The organism is Rhizobium sp. 01L410 (genome assembly GCF_056400165.1).
Window position 1 is genome coordinate 192,889 of the sequence record NZ_JBFTST010000004.1, and the last position, 24,438, is coordinate 217,326.

The following is a 24,438-nucleotide window of genomic DNA, read 5'->3' on the forward strand; positions in this document are numbered from 1 at the left end:
CCTCCTGAAAAGTCCAGGAGAGAGGCCTTTTGCATTCGAGAGCTGAATTTGATCCGGGCGGTCACGTTCCGGAAACGAACCTTCGTTGTTTTTTGTTTGGGCGCGAGGCCTGATTTTAGGAGACCGATATGAGGAACATGTCTGCAGACCGGCGCATGATCAAAATTGCGATGGCGGCTCCCTATCTTGCCCGCGAGGAAGAGCATCAGCTGGCGATCCGCTGGAAGGACAATGACGACCGCGGCGCGCGCAACCAGATCGCCATGGCTCATATGCGTCTTGTCATCTCGATGGCCGGCAAGTTCCGCAATTTCGGCCTGCCGATGAGCGATCTCGTGCAGGAAGGGTATGTCGGTCTGCTTGAAGCTGCAGCGCGGTTCGAGCCCGAACGCGAAGTGCGGTTTTCGACCTATGCCAGCTGGTGGATCCGTGCCTCCATTCAGGATTATATCCTGCGAAACTGGTCGATCGTTCGCGGCGGCACAAGCTCAGCGCAGAAGGCGCTGTTCTTCAATCTTCGCCGGCTGCGTGCCAAGCTGGCGCGTGGCGACACCCAGCTGACCGTGCAGTCGATCCATCAGGAAATCGCTGCTGCGCTCGGCGTCAGCCTTGCGGACGTCCAGACGATGGATGCGCGGCTCTCCAGCAATGATGCGTCGTTGCAGGCGCCTTCGGTCTCCGGGGATGCCGACAGTGCCGAGAAGATGGATTTCCTCGTCAGCAACGAGCCACTGCCGGACGAGCAGGTGACGAACATGATCGACGGCGAGCGCCGCCGCGTCTGGCTGGCCTCGGCGCTGACGCATCTCAACGAGCGCGAGATGAAGATCATCAGTGCACGGCGCCTGGCCGAAGACGGAGCGACTCTCGAAGAGCTTGGCGCCGATCTCGGAATTTCGAAGGAACGCGTGCGCCAGATCGAGAGCCGGGCGATGGAAAAGTTGCGCAGCGCGCTTGTCAGCGCCGATCCGCATATGGCCGCCTACGCCTGAAAGTAGTCTTTACTCCCAGAAGCACAGACTGGCCCGGTTCGCACCGGGCCTTTTTTATTCGGCGATGATTTTCACGCGGTCGCCGGGTGCAACGGACGCGCCCATCGGCAGGGCGTTGATCAGCTTGAAAAGGTCGAGCTTGCGATCGGTGCCCATCATCCGGGCCGCGAGCGTGGTAATGTTGTCGCCGGCACGTACCGTGACGACGCGGATGCGCAGCGGCTTCAGCGACGACATCTCGTCCGGCGTCATGCGGCGGAAGCTTGCTCTCAGCACGTCGGCCGTCTGCTGCAGCGCTGTGCTGCCCTTCGGCACGGCCGTGAGGAAGCGGAAAATCTGCTGGTTGTTGCGGATGACGGTCACGTCGAAATCCCAGCGATCCGCGCTGGCGCGGGCGGTTGCCGCTTCCATGCCGTTGATTGTCGTCGGCTGGATGGTCGACGGGTCGAGGCCGGTCACCCAGCCGCTCGAAATGTAGTTCGTCAGGCTCTGGTTGTTGCTATCGGCCACGCCATCGAAGCGGATCGCGACATCGCCGGGGCCGGTCGCCATGACAGCTTCGACCTTGTTGTCGATGGTGAAATCGGGCGGTACGTCGAAGCGGATGCCGAGGCCGCCATGCAGGAAGGTCTGGCCGCGCACATAGCCCTCTTCGGGGCTGTCGCCGTAGAGCAGACCGTCGATGCCATCGAGATAATAGTCACGGCCCTTGTCGCCGACCTTGCCTTCCTGGCCGAAGGCGCGGGCGTGGTCACGTGCGAGTTCGATGCGCTGTGCCGAGTTCGGATGGCTCGACAGGAAGTCGAGGCTCTGGTCGGCGTCGGGATCGGCCGACATGAAGCGGCTGTAAGCGGCCATGCTGTCAAGGAAGCGCGCCGCCGAGTAGGGATCGTATCCTGCCTCACCCAGCATGCGCACGCCGATCACGTCGGCCTGCAGTTCCTGCTGGCGGGAGAAGGCGGCGAGACGCAGTTTGCCGCGGGCGAGCGCCTGCTTGCCGGCGATATCGCTCGACAGGACCTCGGCGACCACGCGACTGGCGATGACTTCGGCCTCTTCGCGCTTCTGGCGCTCGATGCCGTGGTTCGCGGTCACGTGGCCCATTTCATGCGATAGCACGGCAGCGACTTCCGAAGCGTCGTTGGCGAGTGCCAGCAGGCCGCGGGTGACGTAGAGGTAGCCGCCCGGAAGCGCGAAGGCGTTGATCGCCGGCGAATTCAGGATGGTGATACGGTAGGACTGGCTCGGGTTTTCGGATACGGCTGTCAGGGCGCCGGCGATGCGGGCAACAAGCCGCTCTGTCTTGGCATCCTTGTATTCGCCGCCGTAGCTCGCAACGATGCGAGGATGCTCGCGCGCACCCATGGCAGCGCGCGGGTCGTTCTTCTGGACTTCATCGACGATCTGCGGATTAGACGAGGGGGAAACCGTCGGCTGGTAGGACTGTTCGATGATTGACTGACAGCCGTTGAGGGCCATGGCCGCTGCCGTCAAAAGCAGCGCATGCCGTCCCCGTTGACGCAAAGCGGATAGCACGTTCCTGGAAGGCGCGGGTCTCGTCCACGTCGTCATGCTGTCCAGTCTGGCTCTCCGAGTCATCTTGCTTTTCGGCCGGCTCGCCAAATGTTCGATCCGGCCACTTCCAACGGGGTTCAACAGGCGTCCATCCCGCTTCTCGCATTGCACAACGGGGGAACAGACGTCATTGCTGTAGCTGATTTCCGCATCGGTTGCATAGCGAGACTCTGCGTAATTATGGCGCCGTTGTAATTTAGCAAGCTTAGCGTGGTTAAGGAGTTCTTTCGCTCCGATGAAATTGTGGCGAAAGTGCCATCGTGGCGTGGATATTCGTCAGCCCTGCAGAAATTGCCGCAATGCGGGCGTGCTCTGATCAGCCAGATACTCGCCCAACGGCGCGGCGAGCGCAATCGCGCCATGGTCGATGAAAACGCCATATTGTGCAATGCGGCGAACCTCATCCGGGTCATGCGAAACGATGATGACGGTCGCTCCGGTCTCGCGCTGCATCGCCGTCAGAAGCTCTGCCATGTCGTTGCGCAGGCTGGGGTCGAGGGCGGCAAAGGGTTCGTCGAGAAGCAGGATCGGCCGCTTGCGGACGAGGGCGCGGGCAAAGGCGGCGCGCTGACGCTCGCCGCCGGAGAGCGTCGCCGGAAGCCGTTTCTCGAAGCCTTCCAGACCGACCTGCGCCAGCGCAGCCGAGATGCGGCTGCGATCCGCCGGTGTGAGCTTCAGGGCTGGATTAATGCCCAGCCCGACATTGGTGAAGATATCGAGATGAGCGAAGAGATTGTTGTCCTGAAAGACAAGCGAGACGGGCCGCCCGGCCGGGTGACTGCCGGTGACATCGTGTCCGGCGAGCAGAACGCGGCCGCTCTCCGGCATCTCGAAGCCTGCTAGCAGATTAAGGAAGGTCGATTTGCCGGCGCCCGACGGGCCCGTCACGGCAATGATCCGGCCGCCGGGCAGCGTGCAATCGAAATGGAAGGCGTGGCTGCCGAGCGTCAGGCGGACGTTCTGCATGGTGATATCAGCGGCCGTCATCGGCACCATGTCCTCGCACCTGGCCGGATGTTCCGGCGATCGTCAGCAATAGGCAAATGACGCCGAGGATCAGCGCCAAGCCGTCGGCATCGTTGGTTCTGTAGCTTCCCATGCGGCTGTAGACCAGCCATGGAAGCGTGACAAAACCGTCGGATCCGAACAGGGCGACGGCGCCGAGATCGCCGAGCGACAGCGCCATGGCGAAAGACAGGGCTGTTAGCAACGGCTTGCGCAGCCCCGGCCAGTCGATGAGCCGCAGCCGCGCCGCGCCGGTTATCCCGAGACTTGCCGAGAGGCGCGCGGTGCGGCGCTGATGGACGAGATAGGCCGGTTCAAGCACGCGCATGACGAAGGGCAGGGCCATCAGCATATTGATCAGGACCACAAGGACAGGCGCAAAAACAGAGGCGTCGCCGAATGGCCTGAGCGCCATGAACCAGCCGGTCGCAAGAACTACGGGGGGCGCCAGCAGCACCATTGACGAGGCTCCGCCCATCGCTGCGTTGAGGGTGCGGCTGCTGCGTGTGAAACGCTTATCCCCGCTGATGGTCTGGCGGGCGCGGATCAGGGCAGCTGATACGACAAGGGCCAATGTGGCGGCGGAAAGGGATATGCCGAAGCTCATCGCTGCGGCCCGCCAGAAGACCGGCTCGCCGACCAGCTTCGGGAGGTCGGCTCTCAGGCCCGCTACCAACACGGAAAGCAATGGCGAAAGCAGAAAAGCCGTGGCGAAGACGAGAAGCAGGCCATCCGACAGTTTTGCCATCGGCATTCTGCCATCGAAACGCATGGAATGGCGTCCGGCGGTCAGTCCTTCGTCACGGCTGGTGGGGAGAAATGACATGGCGCCGAGGATGAGGCCGGTCAGGGTGATCTGCAGCAAGGACAGAGCTACCGCACGGCCTGGGTCGAAGTCGAAACGCAGCGACTGGTAGATCGCCACCTCGATCGTCGTTGCCGCCGGTCCGCCGCCAAGCGTCAGCACCAGCGTGAAGCTGGTGGCGCAGAGCATGAAGATGAGCCCTGAAATGCCGGGGATCAGGCCACGGATCGCCGGCCATTCGATGAAGCGGAAAACGGCGCGGGGGCGCATGCCGAGATTGCTTGCCATCAGCCAGTATTCGGAGGGCAGGCGCTCCAGTCCTGCAAGCATCAGCCGACATGCCAAAGGCAGGTTGAAGAAGACGTGGGCGAGCAGGATGCCGGTCAGTCCGTAGATGCTGACGGGTTCGGACAGGCCGAGCTTGAGCAATGCGGTATTGAGCACGCCCTGCCGGCCCCAGATGCCGATCAGCCCGAGCGCGCCGATCAGAACGGGCAATCCCATCGGCACGGCCATCAGCCGGATGATCCAGATACGGCCGGGAAAGTTAGGCTGCCGGGCAAGTGCCCGCGCGACGGGCAGAGCCAGGAGAACGGAGAGCAAGGTCGAAAGGACCGCCTGCAGCAGCGTGAAGCGAAGGACGCGGAGAATGTAGGGATCCGAGATGATGCCAGCGAACGCATTGCTGCCGCCGGAGGCAGCAAGCGAGATGGCGGCGATGCTGATGAAAAGCAGGATGGCGGCGAGACCGATTGCCCCGCCCGCCAGCGCATTTCGCCGCTCCGCCGCCGTCTGCAGCATCAGTTCATGCTCATGGCCGCAAGCCACTCGTCGATCCACGCCTTGCGGTTCTTGGCGACGTCATCCGGGCTCATCAGGAAGGTCTTGGACGGATTGACCAGCTTGCCGAAGGCATCCGGCAGCGGCGTGGAGGTGGCCGCAACAGGCATCATCCAATTGTTGGTCGGGATCGTGTCCTGGAAACCCGGCGTCACCATGAACTTCAGGAAGTCGCGGGCGAGTTCTTTATCCGGCGCGTTCTTGAGAAGGCCGGCGACTTCGATCTGGATGTAGTGACCTTCGGAGAACGCGGCGGCCTGATAGCGGTCGGTGTTCTCGGCGACCATGTGATAGGCCGGTGAGGTCGTGTAGGAGAGCACCATCGGCGCTTCGCCCTTGGTGAACAGGCCATAGGCCTCCGACCAGCCAGGCGTCACTGTCAGGATGCGGCTCTTGAGCTTCGCCCATGCTTCCTGCGCCTTGTCGCCATAGACGGACTTCACCCAGAGCAGCAGGCCGAGACCCGGTGTCGAGGTGCGTGGATCCTCGATGACGATCTTTTGCGATGGGTCGCCATCGACCAGTTCCTGCATGCTTTTCGGCGGGTTCTTGATGGTCTGCGTGTCGTAGATGATGGCGAAGTGGCCGTAGTCATAGGGAACGAAGACATCGTCCTTGAAGTCGCCCGGCACCTTGAGGGCGCTGGTATCGACGCCGCTGGCGTCGAACAGGCCGGTGTCCTTGGCTTCGGTGATCAGGTTGGTATCGATGCCGAGAACGATGTCGGCCTTGGTCGAGGCGCCTTCGAGCTTCAGGCGTGAGAGAAGCGCCACGCCATCGGCGACGCTGACGAAATTGACCGTGCAGGCGCAGGTCTTCTCGAAGGCTTCCTTGACCTTGGGCCCCGGGCCCCATTCCGAGGTGAAGCTCTCGTAGGTGTAAATGGTCAGCGTCTTGTCGGCGGCCTGCGCCGGAGACAGAGTGACGGTTGCGGCAAGGAAAGCCGTGACGAATGATGCGATCAATGGTTTGCGGCCGGGCATGGCGCGCCTCCTCCTAAAAAAGTTGTTTCATGGGGAAAAGGGCGGTGCCTGGTGTCACGCGTCTAATCCCTCCGCCGGTGTTAGCCGGATCAGGTTCCGCGGGTTGGCTTGAAAGCCTCTCAGCCAGATATCCTTGCGGATACAGGGCACCCCGTTAGAGCGTTGGCAGATGTATAGCGATGCAGGCTTTATGACAAGGGCGCAGCGCGCCCTTGCCGCTACTCGGCGGCTTCGGCCGCCGCGGCCGCGTTCTTGGTCTCGCCGTGGCGCGGCAACTGGACCGGTTTCAGCGAAAGCGCTGCAATCAATCCAATCAGAGCAAAGGCGCAGGAGGTCATGAACAGCGGCGTGAAGGCGCTGGCATAGGCATCGGCGACAGCCTGGCGGCTGGCTTCCGGGAGGGCCGCCATCATCTTCGGCGTCAGCTGCTCGATATCGGTAACGCCGGGGATGGAAACGCCGACCTTTGCCAGCTGCGAGCCGATGATGGCGCCGTAGATGGAGATGGCGATCGAGGCGCCGCCCATGCGCGACAGCGTGACGGAACCGGTGGCGGCGCCGACATCACGCGCCGGAGCGGCGTTCTGGACGCCGATGACGGGCACCTGCTGCGACAAGCCGATGCCGATGCCGTGCAGCATCATCAGCAGGCCGATGATCGGCAGCGGCGTACCAGCATGGACCTGGGTCAGGAGCGCGAAGGCCACCGCGCTGCAGGAGAGGCTGGCAATGGCGAAGGGCTTGTAGCGTCCGGTGCGCGAGATCATGCGCCCGGCAAAGAGCGAGCCGCAGACGAGGCCGCCGGTCAACATGACGAAGAGCAGGCCGGCATGCGAGGGCGACAGGCCCGTGGTCGTCTGCAGGAACAGCGCGAAGTAATTGGCCATGCCGATAGCGATGCCGCCGCCGGTGATCGACATGATCAGGAGAAGCGGGAAGGTCGGGTTGCGGAACAGCGATAGCGGCACGATCGGTTCGGCGGCGCGGCGCTCGACGAAGACCCAGGCGATGGCGCAAAGCGCGCCGATACCGATGATCCCAAGGCTCTGCGGCGCCAGGATCGAGCCGAACAGCTCGCTGCCATCGGCCATCAGCACGATGCTCGTCGTCGTCATCGCCAGCAGTAGGGCGCCGGCATAATCGATCTTCGGGCGGCGGTGCGGCTTGCGATAGGGCAGCATCAGCGCGAGGCCGATCAAGACAATGAAACCGATCGGCACGTTGACGAGGAAGATCGAGCGCCAGCCGAAGAGATCGCTCATCATGCCGCCGAGAACGGGGCCGATGGCGCTCGATGCCATCAGCACCAGGCTGGAATAGCTCTGGTAGCGGGCACGTTCGCGCGGCTCGAAGAGATCGGCATTGACGGCGAAGATCGATACCATGATGCCGCCGCCGCCGAGACCCTGGAGCACGCGGGCGGCGATCAGCGTGTTCATCGAGACGGCGAGACCACAAACGGCGGAGCCGGCGGTGAAGATCGCGATTGCGGTCATCATGACGTATTTGCGGCCAAAGAGGTCACCGAGCTTGCCATAGACAGGCATGACTGCGCTCAGCGACAGCAGATAGGCGGAGCCGATCCAGCCGAAGCGTTCGAGGTGACCGAATTCGCCGACGATGGTCGGCAGCGCCGTCGAGACGATCTGATTGTCCAGCGTTGCCATGAACATCGCGGTCATCAGGAACAGGAAGAGAATAAGCCTGTGGCGGGGATCCGTCACGAGCGGCTGGGAGGCAAGCTGCATATCCATGAAGACAGTTCCAATCATGATTGCCAATTTATGTGACAAAAGCATATAAATGTCAATGACACCAGAATGACGCAGGCATATTTCCTTCGCGCAAGCCTTCTGTTATGCTCGGCGCATGAACGAGAAACCCGCCCGCATTCACGAGCTTGATCCGCTGTCACTGGAGAACGAAAGCGTTTCCAGCATCGGCCAGAGCATGACCCGGATGAAGCTGATGACAGGGCGCCGGCTGATCGGACGTCAGGCAATCCAGAGCGTCGCGCCGGATCTCGAGCTCTCGCATCTCGATGTTCTTGACGCCGTGCGCCGTGCGCAGCCGGCCGATGAAGTGACTGTCGGGATGATTGCCGAGATGCTGCGGATCGACCCGTCCCGCGCCAGCCGCGTGGTGGCCGACATGGTCAGCCGCAACATTCTTCGCCGGGAAGCATCGCAAGCCGATGCGCGGCGCATCGTCGTGGTGATGACGCCGATCGGCCAGCGGCTGCTGTCGGAAATCCGGGCGCAGAAGCTGTCGCTGATCACCGAAATCCTCGACGGCTGGAGCGACACGGACGTCGATGCCTTTGCGGCGCTCTATGAGCGCTTCATCGATGGCTATGAAAAAGCCTTCGAACGGCGCGATAAGGGCACGCCCTAAGCCCTGCCCCTTTCCCTCGACCCCTGCTTTGCGCTATGGGCAATGCCCATGACCCAGACGACCTTCACGATCCTGCTCGGCGGCGAGCTGACGCCGACAGAGCGGCTGCGCAATGCGATTGCCGGCAGCCGGTTCATCGCGGCCGATGGCGGCATGCGGCATGCGGCAGAGCTCGGTGTCGTGCCGGAGCTCTGGGTGGGCGATTTCGATTCCACCGCACCGGATCTCGAAGGTGCGTTTCCGGGCGTGCCGAAGCAGCCCTATCCCGCGGCCAAAGCCTCGACGGATGGTGAGATCGCCGTTTCGGAAGCGATAGCCCGCGGCGCAAGACGGCTGATCCTTGCCGGTGCGCTGGCGGGGGAACGGTCCGACCATGCGCTTCAGCACCTCCTCTATGCCGTCAGCCTCGCCGAACAGGGTATCGACCTGTTGCTCACTTCGGGGTTGGAGGAAGCGGTTCCGCTTCTTTCAGGTTCCCTCGAGCTCGACCTGCCGAAGAACAGCCTGTTCTCGGTTCCCGGTTTCAGCGAATTGCGCGGTCTCTTCATCGAAAACGCGCGCTATCCGCTCTCGGATTTCCATTTGCCGTTCGGCTCGTCGCGTACCATTTCCAATGTGGCAGAAGGCAAGGTTCGGTTCACGCTCGGCAGTGGCCGCGCGATCGTCCTTGCCCGCCCCTATGACCTTTCCGGAGTCTGATCCTTGGCGCCTCCCATTCTCAAACTGGACGACATCTTTCTGAGCTTCGGCGGCGCGCCGTTGCTGGCGGGCGCAAGCCTGCAGGTCGAGCCGGGCGACAAGATCTGCCTCGTCGGCCGCAACGGTTCCGGCAAGTCGACGCTGCTGAAGATCGCTGCCGGCATTGCCGAGGCGCAGTCCGGCGAGGTGTTCCGGCATCCCTCCTCGACGGTCCGATATCTTGAGCAAGCTCCTGATTTCGGAAGTTTTACAACGGTGCAGGCCTATGCCGAGGCCGGGCTTGGGCCGGGCGACGATCCCTATCGCGTCACCTATCTTCTGTCGCATCTGGGCCTCACCGGCGAGGAAGACCCGAAGAACCTTTCTGGCGGCGAAGCCCGCCGCGCAGCACTTGCCCGCGTCATGGCGCCGGAGCCGGATATCCTGCTGCTCGACGAGCCGACCAACCATCTCGACCTGCCGACCATCGAATGGCTGGAAGGCGAGCTGCAGAAGACGCGCAGCGCCCTCGTGCTGATCTCGCATGACCGCCGCTTCCTCGAAAAGGTCTCGACGGCCACCGTTTGGCTCGATCGCGGCACGTCGCGGCGTCTGGATCGTGGCTTCGGGCATTTCGAAGTCTGGCGCGATCAGGTGCTGGAGGCCGAGGAGCTGGAACAGCACAAGCTCGGCAAGGCGATCGAGCGTGAAGAGCATTGGCTGCGCTATGGCGTTACCGCGCGCCGCAAGCGCAACATGCGCCGTCTCGGTGAGCTGCAGACCATGCGCTCGCAATATCGCGGCCACAAGGGTCCGCAGGGCAGCGTCCAGGCGAGCGTTTCGGATGCGCAGGAATCCGGCAAGCTGGTGATCGAGGCAGACAAGATCACCAAGACATATGGCGAGCGGCCCATCGTCACGCCGTTTTCTATTCGCGTGCATCGCGGTGATTGCATCGGTCTCGTCGGCCCGAACGGTGCCGGCAAGACGACGCTGCTGAAGATGCTGACCGGCCAGCTGGCGCCCGACAGCGGCACCGTGAAGCTCGGCACCAATCTCGAAATCGCAACGCTCGACCAGAAGCGCGAGGAACTCAACCTCGACGACACGCTGGCCAATTACCTGACCGATGGCCGCGGCGAGAACCTGCTCGTCAACGGCGAGCAGCGCCATGTGACCGGCTACATGAAGGAATTCCTGTTCCAGCCTGAGCAAGCGCGCACGCCGATCAAGAACCTCTCCGGCGGTGAGCGCGCGCGGCTGATGCTGGCGCGGATCCTGTCGCGGCCGACCAACCTTTTGATCCTCGACGAGCCGACCAACGACCTCGATATCGAAACGCTCGACCTGCTGCAGGAAATCGTTGCCGGCTTTCCGGGCACGGTTATTCTCGTCAGCCACGACCGTGACTTCCTCGACCGTACCGTGACCTCGACGATTGCGCCCGCCGTTCCGGATGCGCCCGATGGCCGCTGGATCGAATATGCCGGCGGCTATTCCGACATGATGGCGCAGCGGAAAGGCGCGCTGGATGAGCGGCGGAGGGCAGATAAGGCTGCCGAAAAGGTAAAGGCGGAGGCTTCGCCCTCTGCCGAGGCGCCGAAGGGTAAGGGTAAGCTTTCGTTCAAGCAGAAGTTCGCACTCGAGAACCTGCCGAAAGAAATGGCCAAGGCTGAGGCCGAGATCGCCAAGCGCGAAGCGAAGATGGCCGACCCGAACCTCTTCACCAAGGATCCGGCGACCTTCAACAAGCTTGCCGCCGAGATGGAAAAGCTGCGCGACAGCGTGACGAAGATGGAAGAAGAATGGCTTGAGCTGGAAATGCTCCGCGAAGAGATCGAAGGCTGAGTCTCACGTTTCCTTGATTCGCCGGTGTCCCGGTGCGGCTCTAGAGTCCGCTCCGGCAGCCGGGGATATGCCTGCTATCGTGGCGACAAGGAATAGTCATATGTCTCGCAAGCTTTCTTCCGCATTTCTGACGGCGCTCGCCGCCGCAGCCATCAGCTTTTCAGCCGTTCAGTCCAGCCAGGCCGACGATACGCAACGTGTCCGCATTCGCGGCATCGTCGAGAGCCTCAACGGCGATGTGCTGACCATCAAGACCCGCGATGGAACCGACCAGTCGATCGCCATGCAATCCGGCTTCCGGGTTGGCGGCATCCAGCGGGCGGCTGTCGATGACATCAAGCCGGGTGATTTCGTTGGCGTCGGCTCGATGCCGAAGGGCAGCGGGCCGAATGACGCGCTGCAGGTGATGATCTTCCCGGCATCTATGAAAGGCACCGGCGAGGGTAACCGCCCCTGGGATGCCAAGCCGAATACCGAGATGACCAATGCGACCGTCAGCACTGCCGTCAAGGCGGTCAACGGCAAGACGATCACGCTGACCTATCAGGGCAAGGAAAAGACCATCGCCATCCCTGACGGCACACAGGTCGTCACCATCGCTACGGCGACTAAGGATGATCTGAAGCCAGGCGCGGCGGTGATCGTCAACGCCGAAAAGGCTGCCGACGGCAGCGTCTCCTCGAAACAGGTCTCGGTCGGTCTCAGCGGCGTTCAGCCGATGTAATTCGCTAGATAACCGGTGCCGCCGCGGGGCGGCCGGTGCCGGTCTTCGGCGGTGGCGGCGGTTCATCGGTCTTGGAGGCGATCGCTTCCAGATGCAGGACCTTCGGCTTCAGGATCTCCATGTAGATCTCCGAACGGCCGATATAGATCATCGATGTTTCCGGCAGCGCCGTCAGCAGGTTGGTAAGCGTCGCCTGCCATTCCGGCTCCAGGCCTTCAAGCACTTCGTCGAACACCACCCAGCGCGGCCGCACGAGCAGAAGCCGGGCAAAGCCGATGGCCTTCTGTTCGTCGGAATCTAGAACCTTGTCCCAGCGCGCCCGCGTGTCGAGGCGGCTGATCAACTGACGCAGCCCGGCTTTCTCCAGAGCGGCCTCGATATCCTCGTTCTTGTAGGAACCGGCCGGTTCGGGGAAGGAGAGCGCCTCGCGCAGCGTACCGCCGGGGATATAGGCGACCTGGGGGACGAACAGGATGTCGTCTGAGGGCGGCAGGCCCATCGTGCCGCTGCCGCAGGGCCAGAGGCCGGCCATCGCCTGGAAGAGAAGCTTCCGATTGACGTTGTGATCGCCGTTGATCATCACCTTCTCGCCGGCCTTCAGCGTCACATCGGGCTCGTGCAGGCGGAAGCCGCCGCACTGATCGACTTCTTCGCCGAGCTTGGCGGCGATGGTGACGTTCTTCATCACAAGCCTGTCTGCAGCCGTATCCTCGTAGGCGATGACATTCTTCGGATTGAGCGGCTCATCCATATGCTCAAGCGCATGGCGGAAATCGGTCACGCGGTTCAGCGTCGCGCGCCATTCGGCGATCGGGCCGAAATTGGCGACATACCAGCGCAGCGCCGTATTGACCTGGTTGAAGGCGCCGACCGACATCATCAGCTCACCGAAGGTCAGGCCGCCGGAGAAATAGGCGGGCGCGGCGACGATGATCGGGATGACGATGACCAGCCAGCCGTAACCGGCGGAAACCCAGGTGAGGTTGGTGTTGGCCATAGTCAGGCGCTTGAGGACGGCGAGAACCGTGCTGATATCGGTGTTGATGCGCTGGCGCTCGTTTTCCTCGCCTCTGGCGACGGTAATCGCCGGCATATTCTCGTTGGCGTGCATCAGCGAGAAGCGGAGTTCGGCTTCCTTGGAGAAGCGCTCGGCGTTGATCGGCACCAGCTTTCGGCCGACGATTTGGCTGAGGATCGATGCCGACGCGGCGTAGAAGACGGCGGCCCAGACCATGTAGCCGGGGATGGCGAAGGAATAGGTGCGGAAGTGGAAGACGAAGCCGCTCGACAGCTCCCAGAGCACGCCGATGAAGCTGACGAGCAGGATCGTCGACTGGATGAGGCCGAGAACGAGGCCGGTGGTGCTTTCGGCAAGGTTGCGGGCGTCCTCATGCAGGCGCTGGTCCGGATTGACGCCGATCAGCCCGCTCGAGGCCAGCCGCAGGGCCCGCTTGTGCTTCAGCCATTGATCGACGAGATCGCGGGTCAGGCCCTCGCGCATATAGAGCGCCGTCATCTGGTTAAGCCAGGCCTGGCCGACATTGAGAAGTAGCAGAGAGCCGGCGATCAGACCGAAAATCTGAAGCTGATGGAAGAACTCGCCGACATCGCGCCGCTGCAGCGAATCATAGAACGGCGCGTTCCAGCGGTTGAGAACGACCTGACCGTAGGCCGTCGCCAAGATGACGAACATAAGGATGGCGGCGAGAGACAGGATCTTGCCGCGCACTTTCGAAGCCCAGAAGGCTAGAAACATCAATTTGAGGCGATAGCCGAGGCTGAGATCGTATCCGACCCTATCTTGCCGCTGGCCGACAGCCCCGCCTTTGGCGTCGTCCGTCATCATGCATTCCTGTACAGCATCATCCCTGATTAACATGGTAGCGCGTGCTGTCCATCAACAGATTCTACCAGTCATTAATGCGTGAGTTACCTAGCTCAAAGTGCAGGTTGCGAATCACGATTGATTCGCGGCGCTGTCAGCGCTATCTAGAGGATCGTGGTGATTTGGCCGGCCGGCTTGCAGCCACGTTAAATAAGTCGCTAAAGGGCCGCGTGCGGACCGGTAGCGATTCTTTTTTCGCCACCGGTTTTTTTATTTGCCGGTTGTCCTGTTCGATCGAGTGAATGCAATGCCCATCAAGATTCCTGACACGCTGCCCGCTTTCGAAACCCTCGTTCAGGAGGGTGTGCGGGTGATGACTGAGACAGTGGCTATCCGCCAGGATATCCGCCCGCTTCAGATCGGGCTTCTCAACCTCATGCCGAACAAGATCAAGACTGAAGTGCAGATGGCGCGCCTTGTCGGCGCCTCGCCGCTGCAGGTCGAGCTGTCGCTGATCAGGGTCGGCAACCATAAGGCCAAGAACACGTCGGAAGACCATCTGCTGGCCTTCTACCAGACCTGGGAAGAGGTGAAGCATCGCAAGTTCGACGGCTTCATCATCACCGGCGCGCCGATCGAGCTGATGCCCTTCGAGGACGTCAACTATTGGAGCGAGATGCAGGAAATCTTCGAGTGGACGCGCACCAACGTGCATTCGACGATGAACGTCTGCTGGGGCGCGATGGCGGCGATCTACCACTTCCACGGCGTTCCCAAGCATGAGCTGAAGGAGAAGGCATTCGGCGTTTATCGCCACAAGAACCTGAAGCCGTCCTCGGTCTATCTCAACGGCTTCTCGGACAATTTCGAGATTCCGGTGTCGCGCTGGACGGAAGTGCGCCGCGGCGACATCGAAAAGGCGCAGGGTCTCGAGATCCTGATGGAATCAAACGAGATGGGCGTCTGTCTGGTTCAGGAAGAGGCCAGCAAACGCCTCTACATCTTCAACCATGTCGAATACGATTCGACGTCGCTGTCGGACGAATATTTCCGCGACGTGAATGCCGGCGTGCCGATCAAGATGCCGCACAACTACTTCCCGCACAACGACCCGGCGCTGCCGCCGCAAAATCGCTGGCGCAGTCATGCACATCTGCTCTTCGGCAACTGGATCAATGAAATCTATCAGACGACGTCCTACGACCTCAACGAGATCGGCACGAAAATCTGACGGCTTATCAAACTGTTGATGCTATGCTGCTGCCTTTGCCGCAGCGGCATTTCTTTTTTGGCATTGGCAGTTGCGGTTCGCGGCAAATGGGGGCAGTTTCGCTGCCGGATGCGAACAGATTTCAGGACGATGGTATAATGGCGGAAGAGCTCAAGCGGGAAGTTTTCGGAACGACGAAAGACGGAGAAACCGTCTATCGCGTCGAGATCAAAGGCGGCGGTCTGACAGCCAAGATCATGAGCTGGGGCGCTGTCATCCAGGATCTCAGGCTCGACGGCCACGATGCCCCGCTGCTGCTCGGCTTCGACAAGTTTTCCGAATATCCGGCCTACTCCTCCTATTTCGGTGCGACGCCCGGGCGCTGCGCCAACCGCATCGGCGGCGGCAAGTTCACGCTCGACGGCAAGGACTACCAGCTGGAGCTCAACGAAAAGGGCGTTTCGCATCTGCATGGCGGCAGCGACAACATTGCCAAGCGCAACTGGACGATCGTCGAGCATGCCGTCGATCGCGTTGTCCTGAAGATCGTCGATCCCGATGGCCGCGCCGGCTATCCGGGCAATTGCACGATCCAGGCCACCTACCGGGTTCACGGCAACGGCGAGTTCTCGATCGTCTATGAATCGACGTCCGACCAGCCGACGCTCGCCAATGTCTGCCAGCACGCCTATTTCAATCTGGACGGCCGCGATGACGCGCTTGGCCACGATATCATGATCGCGGCCGATCACTATCTGCCGACCGACGAGCGGCAGATCCCGACCGGGGAACTGCGCCCGGTCGACGGCACGGCTTTCGATTTCCGCGAAATGGCGCCGATGAAGCGTTTCGAAGGTTCGGAACAGGCGCTCTACGATCATAATTTCTGCCTGTCGAAGGAGCGTGTCGCCAAGCGCACCGCCGTGCTGGCCCGCAGCCTCAATTCCGGCGTGTCGATGGAAGTGCGCACGACCGAACCTGGCGTGCAGTTCTATGCCGGTTTCAAGCTGAATGTCGCCGTGCCAGGTCTCGATGGCCGCAAGTACGGACCGTTCGCCGGGTTCTGCCTGGAGACCCAGGTCTGGCCGGATGCGATCAATCACGAGGGCTTCCCGAATGCCGTGCTGCGGCCGGGCGAGGTCCTGCGCCAGGAAACGGATTACATCTTCACCAAGAACTGATGCGATCGATTTGATCGCCGGTTTTGCGAACCCTCGTGATCCGTCACGAGGGTTTCTTTTTTGCGGCGTAGATTCAGCTTGAAGACTGGTTCTAAATAGGTTCTAATGTGCGCCTATGGATAGAACCAGTCTGATAGCAGAGCTGAATGCGCGCGGACTGCGCGACGAGGCCTCGACCGGACCGCTCTACAAGCGGCTGGCCCTGGCATTGACCGGTCTCGTCCAGGAGGGGTTGCTGAAGCCCGGCGCTGCGCTTCCCGGTGAGCGCGATCTTGCTGAAGCCCTGAAGCTTGGGCGCGTCACGGTACGCACCGCCTATCGCGAGCTGATGTCTTCAGGCGCGCTTGAATCGCGACACGGCAGCGGTACCTTCGTTTCGGCGCGTGTCGAGCGCATGGAGCAATCGCTCTGGCGGCTCTCGTCTTTCTCGGCCGACATGCGTTCGCGCGGCCGCTCTCCGGCGGCGAAAATCCTCTCCCGGCAGATCAATCAGCCATCGCCGGAAGAAAGCTTCCTGCTGGGGCTCGGTCAGGACGAGCCGGTGTTGCGGCTTGATCGTCTTCGTCTTGCCGATGGTTTGCCGCTGGCGATCGAGCGCGCGGTCGTTCCGGTCAAGTTCGTCGGCGAACAGGCGGGTGGCGAAGGTTCGCTCTATGACGCCCTGGCTGCCAACGGCCACAAGCCGGTGCGGGCGCTGCAGCGGCTGACGGCCGTGACGCTCGACCCATCCTCGGCCGCGATGCTGAACGTCAAGGCCGGCGCGCCGGCCCTGCTGATCGAGCGGATATCCCGCCTCGAAGACCAGCGCGTCGTTGAATATACCCGCTCGCACTATCGTGGCGATGCTTATGATTTCGTTGCAGAATTGAGAATTGGAGATGAACTATGACTGAGAACAAGTCGCTGATGCTGCAGGAAGCCGGCCAGTCGCCGGAGGTCGTGGCGACCCTGCTCGAAAAGGAAAAACCCGCCTTTGCCGAAATTGCCAAGCTTTTCTCCTCGGCGCGGCCGAGCGTGGTGACGACGGCGGCCCGCGGCTCGTCTGACCATGCGGCAACCTTCTTCAAATATCTGTTCGAGATCACCTGCGGCGTTCCGGTCGCTTCCGTCGGCCCGTCGATCGCGTCAGTCTATGGCGCACCGCTGCATCTAAAGGGCGGCATTCACTTCACCGTTTCGCAGTCCGGCGCCAGCCCTGACATCGTTGCCCTGCAGGAAGCCGCGAAGAAGGGTGGGGCGACGACGATCGCCGTTGTCAATGTTACCGACAGCCCACTCGGCAATCAGGCCGATATCGTGCTCGGCCTCAATGCCGGACCGGAAAAGAGCGTTGCCGCGACGAAATCCTTCATCGCTTCGGTTGCAGCACTTGCCGGCGTAACGGCAGCGATCGGCGGCAAGGCTGATCTGCAGGCCGCCCTGCAGAAGCTTCCCGAGGCGCTCTCTGCCACGTCGGGTATCGATACAACTGCCGCTGAAGACGTTCTCTTCAACGCGAGCTCGCTTTACACCGCCGGCCGCGGCCCGGCCTTCGCGATTGCGCTCGAAGCCGCGCTCAAGGCAAAGGAAACGTCGGGCCTGCATGCCGAAGCCTTCTCGCTGGCCGAATTGATGCACGGCCCGATGCGTCTGGTTCAGCCGGGCTTCCCGATTGTCGCTTTCGCGCCTGACGATGCGGCATACGCCAACAACGTTCAGGCGCTCGAACGCCTGCAGAAGCTCGGCGCGACGACCGTTCCCTTCTCGACACAGCCGCTTTCCGGGGTCAACCTGCGCGTTCCATCGACCGGCAACGGTCTTCTCGATCCGCTGGTTTCGCTGCTCGTCTACTACCGCCTCATCGAGTCGGTCACGCGCCGCAAGGGCTTCGATCCCGACAAGCCGGCAAACCTGCTCAAGGTTACGGAGACCGTCTGATGTCCCGCAAGATCTTCACCGGCGCCCGGATCTTCGACGGCGAGCGCTTCCACGACGAAAGGGCGCTGGTCGTTTCGAACGGACGCGTCGAGACCATCGCGGCACTCAACGATCTACCCGAAGGCGAGACCGTGGTACTTGACGGTGGAGTTCTCTCCGCCGGTTTCATCGACGCGCAGGTGAACGGCGGCGGCGGACGGATGCTGAACGACGAGCCATCGCCGGACTCGATGTACATCATCGCCGACGGCCATCGCCGCTATGGCACGACAGCGCTGCTGCCGACGCTGATCACCGACACGGCCGATGCCACCAAGGCGGCGATCGAAGCTGCCAAGGAAGCGGTCAAGACCAACCGCGGTGTTGCCGGTCTGCATCTCGAAGGGCCGCATCTGGCACCGGCGCGCAAAGGCGCGCATCTCGCGTCGCTGATGCGTCCGGTCGAAGACGCAGACGTCAAGGCGTTCATTGCGGCGCGTGAAGCGATCGGTACGCTTCTGGTGACGATGGCTGCCGAGCAGGTGACGGTGAAGCAGGTCCGCGAACTTGCGGGCGCGGGTGTTACCATCAGCATCGGGCATTCCGATTGCAGCAGCGAGCAGGCGGAAGAGCGTTTCGACGCCGGCGCCCGTGGCGTCACGCATCTCTTCAACGCGATGAGCCAGATGGGGCATCGCGCTCCCGGTCTCGTCGGTGCGGCGATCGATCACCCCTCGACCTGGTGCGGCGTGATCGCCGACGGCCACCATGTCGATCCGAAGGCACTGCGCACGGCGCTGCGTGCGAAGCGCGGCGAAGGAAAGCTTTTCCTCGTCAGCGATGCGATGTCGCTTGTCGGATCCGACAAGGACAGCTTCACGCTGAATGGCCGCACCGTTCATCGCGAGAGCGGCAGTTTCTGCTCCAAGGTAGTTCTGGATGACGGCACGCTGGCGGGGTCCGATGTCGATATGGCTTCCAGCATCCGTTATTGCGTGACCTATCTCGACCTGACGTTGGCCGAAGCGCTGAGGATGGCGACGCTTTATCCGGCACGCTTCCTGCAGCTTGATGGCTACGGCCGCCTGTCTCCCGGGTATCGCGCCGACTTCGTGCACCTGACCGATAAGATCGAGGTCACCGCGGCCTGGATCGGCGGGGAGAGGAAGTAGCGATGACTGCGATCACCGATGCTTATTTCTCGAACCTGATCGAGCGGCTCGGCCAGCTGAAATCGGCTCTCGATGTCCCGATGCAGCAGGCCGCCGCGGTGATCCTCGAAGCGGCCCGCAGCGACAAGCGCGTCTATGTCTTCGGCACCGGCCATTCCCATATGCTGGCCGAAGAAGTGCATTACCGGGCTGGCGGGCTTGCCTTCACTGTTCCCGTGCTTGTCGGTTCTGCGATGCTGCACGAGGGTGCGGTGATCAGTTCGGTCTATGAACGGACGGAAGGTCTCGTTCGTCCCGTGCTCGAGCGCTATGGCATGCAGCCGGGCGACGTCATCATCATCGCGTCCAATTCCGGCGTAAACGCCGCGCCGATCGAGGCTGCCGATTACGGCCATGAGATCGGCGCCAAGGTGATCGCCATCACCTCGATCGAATATTCCAAGGCGATCGCCAACGGCCGCCGCAGGCTGGAAGAGGTTGCCGACATCGTCCTCGACAACGGCCTTCCGCCGGGGGATGCCGTCATCGAAATCGAGGGGAGCGGGCTGAGGGTCGGACCGGTCTCGACGGCAGTCGGGGCGACCGTGCTCAATGCGATCTTTGCCGAGGTGGCCTCGGAGCTCGCCAAGTCAGGCGATGCGCCGGTTTATCTCAGCGCCAACATGCCGGGTGCTGCATCGGTCAACCAGCAGCTAGTCAAACGCTACCGGCCGCGCAACCCGCATCTCTGAAACGAAAAAGGCCGGCGGAGACGCCGGCCTTTTTCTTTGCCCCTGCGGACAATCAGTTCTTGGCGCGCTCGACGTAGGAGTTATCTTCCGTCGCGATGACAACGCGGATGCCGGCATCGATATGCGGCGGAACCAGCGTTCTGATGCCGTTCGAAAGGATTGCCGGCTTGTAGGAGGACGATGCCGTCTGACCCTTGACGACGGGCTCGGTCTCGGTGATTTCGAGCGTCACATGGCGCGGCAGCTGGAGAGCCAGCGCAATGCCTTCGTGCATCGACAGGATGCAGGTCATCCCTTCCTGAAGATAGGCCTTCTGATCGCCCATCGTCTCGTTGTCGACGACGACCTGATCGTAGCTTTCCGGATTCATGAAGTGGAAGCCTTCGCCGTCCTCGTAAAGGAACTGGAAGTTGACGTCCTCGACGAATGCGCGCTCGACCTGCTCGGTCGTGCGCCAGCGCTCGGACACCTTCACGCCATCGACGATGCGGCGCATGTCGACCTGGGTCACCGGCGTGCCCTTGCCAGGATGGAAGTTGTTGGCCGTAAGAACGACATACAGCTTGCCATCCACTTCGAGAACGTTGCCCTTGCGGACGGAGGAGGCGATGATCTTGACCATAAGACTTCCTTGTAACTCAGCCTTCGGCGTCGTAGAGGACTGTCGCAATAGCCCTCTAGACGCGATTAATTTTCCTTTGGGGCGGCAACTAACGTAAAATCCGGCGAAAAGCCAGCCCAGCGTTGGCCGTCACGGTGAAGAAAGCGGAGAATGAGCCTGACGAGCGCCAAAGCCTCGCCCTGGTGGACGCCTGACGTCCACGCGGATCGCCGCCCGTTCCTGATTGGGCGCAACGCGATCCAGGCGGCACTGCGTCTTTATTTCGCCGGCGAAGATTTTGTCGAGGTCGATACGGCCGCACTGCAGGTGTCACCGGGCAACGAGGCGCATCTGCACGCCTTCGCAACAGAAGCGCTGACGACGGATGGCCAGCCGGCCCCGTTCTATCTTCACACCTCGCCGGAGTTCGCCTGCAAGAAGCTGCTGTCGGCAGGCGAACAGCGCATCGCCTGTTTCGCGCATGTCTATCGCAACCGCGAGCGCGGGCCACTGCATCATCCCGAGTTCACGATGCTGGAATGGTATCGGGCGGGCGAGAGTTACGAGACGCTGATGATGGATTGCGTGCGGATAGCTGCGCTCGCTGCAGAGACCGCCAAGGCATCCAAGCTGGTCTATCGCGGTGCCGAGGCCGATCCTTTTGCCGGCCCGGAGCGGATTTCGGTTGCTGAAGCCTTCGATCGTTATGCCAGGATAGATCTGCTCGGCTCGGTCGCTGCCGATGGCTCGACCGATCGCGAGCATCTGGCGGCCGAACTGCGCCGCAACGGCCTGCGTGTCGCCGAAGACGATGGCTGGGCCGATCTCTTCAGCCGCGCGCTGGTCGAGAAAATCGAGCCGCATCTCGGTTTCGGCCGCATTACCATTCTCGACGAATATCCTGTTTCGGAAGCTGCTCTGGCGCGGCCGTCAGGCCGGGATCCCCGGGTTGCCGAGCGCTTCGAGGTCTATGCCTGCGGCGTCGAGCTTGCCAATGGCTTCGGCGAGCTGACGAATGCTGCCGAACAGCGGCGCCGTTTCGAGATCGAGATGGCCGAGAAGGCACGCATCTATGGCGAGCGCTATCCGCTGGACGAGGATTTTCTCGAGGCGTTGCAGATCATGCCGGAGGCGAGCGGCATTGCGCTTGGTTTCGACCGGCTGGTGATGCTGGCGACCGGTGCTTCGCGCATCGATCAGGTGCTGTGGGCGCCCGTCGCGGAGTATGGCCGATGAATATCGTCAGGCCGATCAAAAGCGTCGATGACTTGTCGAGCGCCGGTCTGATTGCCGAGGGCGACCGGCTGGCCCTCGAAGAGGTTGCGGCCCGTTATTCGATCGCGCTGACGCCCTCGGTTGCGGCGCTGATCGATCGCGCTGATCCTGATGATCCTATCGCACGGCAGTTCGTGCCGACGGGCAACGAATTGCAGATTACCCCGGAAGAACGCGCCGATCCGATCGGCGATCTCCCGCATAGTCCGGTCGAAGGTATCGTGCATCGCTATCCGGATCGCGTGCTGCTGAAGGCCGTGCATGTCTGCCCGGTCTACTGCCGCTTCTGCTTCCGCCGCGAAATGGTTGGCCCACAAGGCTTGGGTACGCTGGAGCCGGAGGCGATGAAGGCAGCCTTCGACTATATCCGCCAGCATGACGAAATATGGGAGGTCATTCTCACCGGTGGCGATCCGCTGATCCTGTCGCCGCGGCGGCTGGAAGATATCATGCGGGAGCTCTCGGCGATCGACCACGTCAAGATCGTCAGGTTTCATACCCGCGTGCCTGTGGTCGATCCGCGCAAGATCGATGCGGCGCTCATCGACGCGCTGAAGGCGAGCGGCAAGACCGTTTACATCGCACTGCACGCCAATCATCCGCGTGAGTTTACGGCCGAAGCGCGGGCGGCCTGCGCCCGGATCGTCGATGCCGGTATCGTCATGATCAGCCAATCGGTGCTGCTGAAGGGTGTCAACAATGACGCGGACGTGCTTGCGTCGTTGATGAAGACGTTCGTCGAGAACCGTATCAAGCCCTATTACCTGCATCATCCCGACCTTGCGCCCGGCACCAGCCATTTCCGGCTGACGATCGAAGAGGGGCAGGCGATCGTCGCAGCATTGCGTGGACGCATATCCGGCCTCTGCCAGCCAGCCTATATTCTGGATATTCCGGGCGGCTACGGAAAGACCGTGATCGCCGAAAGCGGCGTTCGCAAAACCGCCGACGGTTGCTTCTCGGTCTCCGATTACAGGGGCGGCGAGCACAGCTATCCACCGGCGGGATAGAAAATTTCCGTTCCATTTCTGCACTGGGAAGTCCTTCGCGCCGCTCCTGTATTACGCCAAGCCGCCGAGGCAAGTATTTGAGTAGAAACAGCAAAATTCAACCAAGGCGCGATACTCGATAAAACTTTAAGTGTGAATCTTGCTCATCTTTAACCAGACAAATTAGCGGAATATTGGGTTTTCCGGCCTAAAAGAGCGCTCATGATGAAGGCGATGAACGCCTGCTCTGGATCATGACAATCTTGGAGATGTTCGGATGAACAAGACAATCCGCGATATTATAGCCAAATTCGGCAAGCTTCCCGCGTCGATCGACCAGGTCGCCGACGACGCCGATCTCTACGCGGCGGGTCTGACATCCTTTGCATCGGTCCAGCTGATGCTGGCGATCGAAGAAGCCTTCGATATCGAGTTCCCCGACAATCTTCTCAACCGCAAGTCCTTCGCCAGCATCTCGGCGATCGAGAAGACCGTCGATATGATCAAGGACAGCCGGAAGGTCGCCTGATGAACTTCCCGGTCAAGATCACGGAAGAGAGCTTTGCGGCACGGGCCGCGCGCGTCGCCGAGATTGCGGCTAAGCACGCCGACACCGTCGATGCCGAAGGCCGTTTCCCGCGGGAAGCTGCCGATGCGATGAAGGCCGAACGTCTGCTCGGCATTCAGATCCCCCGCCACCTCGGCGGCGAGGGCGCGACGACGACCGAAATCGCCGAACTCTGCTCCGTTCTTGGCCAGGCCTGCGCCGCAAGTGCCATGGTTTTCGCCATGCACCACATCAAGCTTTCGAGCCTTGTCGAGCACGGCGCGGAAAGCGAATGGCATGCAGACTTCATGCGGCTTATCGCGGCCGAACAGCTGCTGATCGCTTCGGCGACGACCGAAGGCGGCATTGGCGGCAATCTGCGCAACAGCATCTGCGCCATCGAGATTACCAGCGATACTTGCCGTCTCGAAAAGGACGCGACTGTCATCTCCTACGGCTCACACGCCGATGCTATCCTGATCACGTCGCGCAGCGGCCCGGAGGCCGCGTCTTCGGATCAGGTGCTGACGGCATTCCTCAAGGACCAGTATACGCTCGAGCGAACCCATGTATGGAATACGCTCGGCATGCGCGGCACCTGCTCCGACGGCTTCCTCTTCAAGGGCGAAGCGCCGGCAGCGCAGATCCTGCCGAAGCCGTTTGCCGAAATCGCAGCACAGTCGATGCTTGCCTCCTCGCATCTCCTCTGGAGCGGCGTCTGGTACGGCATTGCCGTCGATGCCGTCTGCCGCGCCCAGGCGTTCGTGCGCGCTGCCGCACGCAAATCGCCCGGCGCTCCGCCGCCCGGTGCGCTACGCCTTGCCGAGGTTTCGAACCTCCTGCAGATGGTCAAGTCCAATGTCGTTGCGGGTCTGAAAGCCTACGAAGACGCTAAGGCCGATCCCGACAAGCTGTCGTCGATGGGTTTTGCCGTTGCCATGAACAACGTGAAGATCGCCTCGTCGGAAACGATCCTCGAGATCGTCAACCACGTCATGCTGATCTGCGGCATCATGGGCTACAAGAACGGCACGCCTTTCAGCGTCGGCCGTCACCTTCGCGATGCGCATTCCGCGCAGCTGATGATTTCCAATGACCGCATCCTCGGCAACACGTCGAGCATGCTTCTCGTCCACAAGCAGGACACTAGCCTACTGGGGTGACTCA

General features: G+C 61.8%; 22 protein-coding genes and 2 riboswitches. Of the genes, 15 read left to right on the forward strand and 7 right to left on the reverse strand.

What is annotated here, in order from left to right; genetic code table 11:
• Nucleotides 1-128: 128 nt before the first annotated feature.
• The gene (locus AC1DV9_RS10630) at nt 129-992 is read left to right on the forward strand and encodes an RNA polymerase factor sigma-32 (protein ID WP_112385893.1); all 864 of its coding nucleotides are present in this window, start codon (nt 129-131) and stop codon (nt 990-992) included.
• Nucleotides 993-1,046: 54 nt separating this feature from the next.
• Here AC1DV9_RS10630 and AC1DV9_RS10635 read toward each other — a convergent pair whose 3' ends face one another.
• From AC1DV9_RS10635 to AC1DV9_RS10655, 5 genes are all read right to left on the reverse strand, one after another.
• Nucleotides 1,047-2,591 (reverse strand): M48 family metalloprotease, encoded by a 1,545-nt coding sequence (locus AC1DV9_RS10635; protein WP_310296464.1) that lies wholly within the window; start codon nt 2,589-2,591, stop codon nt 1,047-1,049.
• Between the two features lie 252 nt (nt 2,592-2,843).
• The gene (locus tag AC1DV9_RS10640; protein WP_477947701.1) at nt 2,844-3,554 is read right to left on the reverse strand and encodes a thiamine ABC transporter ATP-binding protein; all 711 of its coding nucleotides are present in this window, start codon (nt 3,552-3,554) and stop codon (nt 2,844-2,846) included.
• Nucleotides 3,541-5,178 (reverse strand): thiamine/thiamine pyrophosphate ABC transporter permease ThiP, encoded by a 1,638-nt coding sequence (gene thiP, locus AC1DV9_RS10645; protein ID WP_477947703.1) that lies wholly within the window; start codon nt 5,176-5,178, stop codon nt 3,541-3,543. The genes AC1DV9_RS10640 and thiP overlap by 14 nt, the downstream gene beginning before the upstream one ends.
• Nucleotides 5,178-6,200, reverse strand: a complete 1,023-nt coding sequence (gene thiB, locus AC1DV9_RS10650) for a thiamine ABC transporter substrate binding subunit (RefSeq protein ID WP_477947705.1) — start codon at nt 6,198-6,200, stop codon at nt 5,178-5,180. The genes thiP and thiB overlap by 1 nt, the downstream gene beginning before the upstream one ends.
• A 49-nt stretch (nt 6,201-6,249) precedes the next feature.
• Nucleotides 6,250-6,364: riboswitch (TPP riboswitch) on the reverse strand.
• A 54-nt stretch (nt 6,365-6,418) separates the two neighbouring features.
• A complete protein-coding gene (locus AC1DV9_RS10655) occupies nt 6,419-7,954 on the reverse strand; it encodes an MDR family MFS transporter (protein WP_477947707.1) in 1,536 nt (511 codons plus the stop codon).
• 115 nt (nt 7,955-8,069) lie between these two features.
• On the opposite strand from AC1DV9_RS10655, the gene AC1DV9_RS10660 reads away from it, so the two are divergent.
• From AC1DV9_RS10660 to AC1DV9_RS10675, 4 genes are all read left to right on the forward strand, one after another.
• Nucleotides 8,070-8,594, forward strand: a complete 525-nt coding sequence (locus AC1DV9_RS10660; protein WP_477947708.1) for a MarR family winged helix-turn-helix transcriptional regulator — start codon at nt 8,070-8,072, stop codon at nt 8,592-8,594.
• 42 nt (nt 8,595-8,636) lie between these two features.
• Nucleotides 8,637-9,293: a thiamine diphosphokinase gene (locus AC1DV9_RS10665; RefSeq protein WP_477947710.1), complete on the forward strand. Its 657-nt coding sequence runs from the start codon at nt 8,637-8,639 to the stop codon at nt 9,291-9,293.
• Between the two features lie 3 nt (nt 9,294-9,296).
• Entirely contained in the window at nt 9,297-11,120 is a 1,824-nt protein-coding gene (locus AC1DV9_RS10670; RefSeq protein WP_477947712.1) for an ABC-F family ATP-binding cassette domain-containing protein, read from the forward strand.
• Nucleotides 11,121-11,220: 100 nt separating this feature from the next.
• Nucleotides 11,221-11,844 (forward strand): hypothetical protein, encoded by a 624-nt coding sequence (locus AC1DV9_RS10675; RefSeq protein WP_477947714.1) that lies wholly within the window; start codon nt 11,221-11,223, stop codon nt 11,842-11,844.
• A gap of 4 nt (nt 11,845-11,848) precedes the next feature.
• Here the strand turns inward: AC1DV9_RS10675 and AC1DV9_RS10680 are convergent, their stop codons facing one another.
• Nucleotides 11,849-13,687, reverse strand: a complete 1,839-nt coding sequence (locus AC1DV9_RS10680; RefSeq protein WP_477947982.1) for an ABC transporter ATP-binding protein/permease — start codon at nt 13,685-13,687, stop codon at nt 11,849-11,851.
• 146 nt (nt 13,688-13,833) lie between these two features.
• A riboswitch (SAM riboswitch) is annotated at nt 13,834-13,911 on the forward strand.
• Nucleotides 13,912-13,976: 65 nt separating this feature from the next.
• Between AC1DV9_RS10680 and metA the strand changes: the two genes are divergently transcribed.
• The 6 genes from metA to AC1DV9_RS10710 all read left to right on the forward strand — a co-directional run bounded on the left by metA (nt 13,977) and on the right by AC1DV9_RS10710 (nt 19,859).
• Nucleotides 13,977-14,900 (forward strand): homoserine O-acetyltransferase MetA, encoded by a 924-nt coding sequence (metA, locus tag AC1DV9_RS10685; protein WP_477947715.1) that lies wholly within the window; start codon nt 13,977-13,979, stop codon nt 14,898-14,900.
• A gap of 137 nt (nt 14,901-15,037) precedes the next feature.
• A complete protein-coding gene (locus AC1DV9_RS10690; RefSeq protein WP_477947717.1) occupies nt 15,038-16,060 on the forward strand; it encodes an aldose epimerase family protein in 1,023 nt (340 codons plus the stop codon).
• A 115-nt stretch (nt 16,061-16,175) separates the two neighbouring features.
• Nucleotides 16,176-16,949: a GntR family transcriptional regulator gene (locus tag AC1DV9_RS10695; RefSeq protein ID WP_112517819.1), complete on the forward strand. Its 774-nt coding sequence runs from the start codon at nt 16,176-16,178 to the stop codon at nt 16,947-16,949.
• Nucleotides 16,946-17,977, forward strand: coding sequence for an SIS domain-containing protein (locus tag AC1DV9_RS10700; RefSeq protein ID WP_477947719.1), 1,032 nt, complete (start codon nt 16,946-16,948; stop codon nt 17,975-17,977). Before AC1DV9_RS10695 ends, AC1DV9_RS10700 begins: the two co-directional genes overlap by 4 nt.
• Nucleotides 17,977-19,128: an N-acetylglucosamine-6-phosphate deacetylase gene (gene nagA, locus AC1DV9_RS10705; protein ID WP_112517817.1), complete on the forward strand. Its 1,152-nt coding sequence runs from the start codon at nt 17,977-17,979 to the stop codon at nt 19,126-19,128. The genes AC1DV9_RS10700 and nagA overlap by 1 nt, the downstream gene beginning before the upstream one ends.
• Nucleotides 19,129-19,130: 2 nt before the next feature.
• A complete protein-coding gene (locus tag AC1DV9_RS10710; protein ID WP_477947721.1) occupies nt 19,131-19,859 on the forward strand; it encodes an SIS domain-containing protein in 729 nt (242 codons plus the stop codon).
• 52 nt (nt 19,860-19,911) lie between these two features.
• On the opposite strand, the gene efp is transcribed toward AC1DV9_RS10710, so the two are convergent.
• Nucleotides 19,912-20,481: an elongation factor P gene (gene efp / locus AC1DV9_RS10715; protein ID WP_112385879.1), complete on the reverse strand. Its 570-nt coding sequence runs from the start codon at nt 20,479-20,481 to the stop codon at nt 19,912-19,914.
• A 150-nt stretch (nt 20,482-20,631) separates the two neighbouring features.
• On the opposite strand from efp, the gene epmA reads away from it, so the two are divergent.
• The 4 genes from epmA (at nt 20,632) to AC1DV9_RS10735 (ending at nt 24,434) form a co-directional block, all read left to right on the forward strand.
• Nucleotides 20,632-21,696, forward strand: coding sequence for an EF-P lysine aminoacylase EpmA (gene epmA / locus AC1DV9_RS10720; protein WP_477947723.1), 1,065 nt, complete (start codon nt 20,632-20,634; stop codon nt 21,694-21,696).
• Complete coding sequence (locus AC1DV9_RS10725) at nt 21,693-22,745, forward strand: lysine-2,3-aminomutase-like protein (protein ID WP_477947725.1); 1,053 nt, start codon at nt 21,693-21,695, stop codon at nt 22,743-22,745. The genes epmA and AC1DV9_RS10725 overlap by 4 nt, the downstream gene beginning before the upstream one ends.
• Nucleotides 22,746-23,001: 256 nt before the next feature.
• On the forward strand, nt 23,002-23,253 hold the full coding sequence (locus tag AC1DV9_RS10730) for an acyl carrier protein (RefSeq protein WP_112385876.1): 252 nt from the start codon (nt 23,002-23,004) through the stop codon (nt 23,251-23,253).
• On the forward strand, nt 23,253-24,434 hold the full coding sequence (locus AC1DV9_RS10735) for an acyl-CoA dehydrogenase family protein (protein ID WP_477947727.1): 1,182 nt from the start codon (nt 23,253-23,255) through the stop codon (nt 24,432-24,434). Before AC1DV9_RS10730 ends, AC1DV9_RS10735 begins: the two co-directional genes overlap by 1 nt.
• Nucleotides 24,435-24,438: the final 4 nt, after the last annotated feature.

Bases quoted from the DNA above. Each gene is read 5' to 3' on its own strand.
- AC1DV9_RS10630 (WP_112385893.1), top strand. From the start codon at position 129: ATGAGGAACATGTCTGCAGACCGGCGCATGATCAAAATTGCGATGGCG.
- AC1DV9_RS10635 (WP_310296464.1), bottom strand. From the start codon at position 2,591: ATGACTCGGAGAGCCAGACTGGACAGCATGACGACGTGGACGAGACCC.
- AC1DV9_RS10640 (WP_477947701.1), bottom strand. From the start codon at position 3,554: ATGACGGCCGCTGATATCACCATGCAGAACGTCCGCCTGACGCTCGGC.
- thiP (WP_477947703.1), bottom strand. From the start codon at position 5,178: ATGCTGCAGACGGCGGCGGAGCGGCGAAATGCGCTGGCGGGCGGGGCA.
- thiB (WP_477947705.1), bottom strand. From the start codon at position 6,200: ATGCCCGGCCGCAAACCATTGATCGCATCATTCGTCACGGCTTTCCTT.
- AC1DV9_RS10655 (WP_477947707.1), bottom strand. From the start codon at position 7,954: ATGGATATGCAGCTTGCCTCCCAGCCGCTCGTGACGGATCCCCGCCAC.
- AC1DV9_RS10660 (WP_477947708.1), top strand. From the start codon at position 8,070: ATGAACGAGAAACCCGCCCGCATTCACGAGCTTGATCCGCTGTCACTG.
- AC1DV9_RS10665 (WP_477947710.1), top strand. From the start codon at position 8,637: ATGCCCATGACCCAGACGACCTTCACGATCCTGCTCGGCGGCGAGCTG.
- AC1DV9_RS10675 (WP_477947714.1), top strand. From the start codon at position 11,221: ATGTCTCGCAAGCTTTCTTCCGCATTTCTGACGGCGCTCGCCGCCGCA.
- AC1DV9_RS10680 (WP_477947982.1), bottom strand. From the start codon at position 13,687: ATGACGGACGACGCCAAAGGCGGGGCTGTCGGCCAGCGGCAAGATAGG.
- metA (WP_477947715.1), top strand. From the start codon at position 13,977: ATGCCCATCAAGATTCCTGACACGCTGCCCGCTTTCGAAACCCTCGTT.
- AC1DV9_RS10690 (WP_477947717.1), top strand. From the start codon at position 15,038: ATGGCGGAAGAGCTCAAGCGGGAAGTTTTCGGAACGACGAAAGACGGA.
- AC1DV9_RS10695 (WP_112517819.1), top strand. From the start codon at position 16,176: ATGGATAGAACCAGTCTGATAGCAGAGCTGAATGCGCGCGGACTGCGC.
- AC1DV9_RS10700 (WP_477947719.1), top strand. From the start codon at position 16,946: ATGACTGAGAACAAGTCGCTGATGCTGCAGGAAGCCGGCCAGTCGCCG.
- nagA (WP_112517817.1), top strand. From the start codon at position 17,977: ATGTCCCGCAAGATCTTCACCGGCGCCCGGATCTTCGACGGCGAGCGC.
- AC1DV9_RS10710 (WP_477947721.1), top strand. From the start codon at position 19,131: ATGACTGCGATCACCGATGCTTATTTCTCGAACCTGATCGAGCGGCTC.
- efp (WP_112385879.1), bottom strand. From the start codon at position 20,481: ATGGTCAAGATCATCGCCTCCTCCGTCCGCAAGGGCAACGTTCTCGAA.
- epmA (WP_477947723.1), top strand. From the start codon at position 20,632: ATGAGCCTGACGAGCGCCAAAGCCTCGCCCTGGTGGACGCCTGACGTC.
- AC1DV9_RS10725 (WP_477947725.1), top strand. From the start codon at position 21,693: ATGAATATCGTCAGGCCGATCAAAAGCGTCGATGACTTGTCGAGCGCC.
- AC1DV9_RS10730 (WP_112385876.1), top strand. From the start codon at position 23,002: ATGAACAAGACAATCCGCGATATTATAGCCAAATTCGGCAAGCTTCCC.
- AC1DV9_RS10735 (WP_477947727.1), top strand. From the start codon at position 23,253: ATGAACTTCCCGGTCAAGATCACGGAAGAGAGCTTTGCGGCACGGGCC.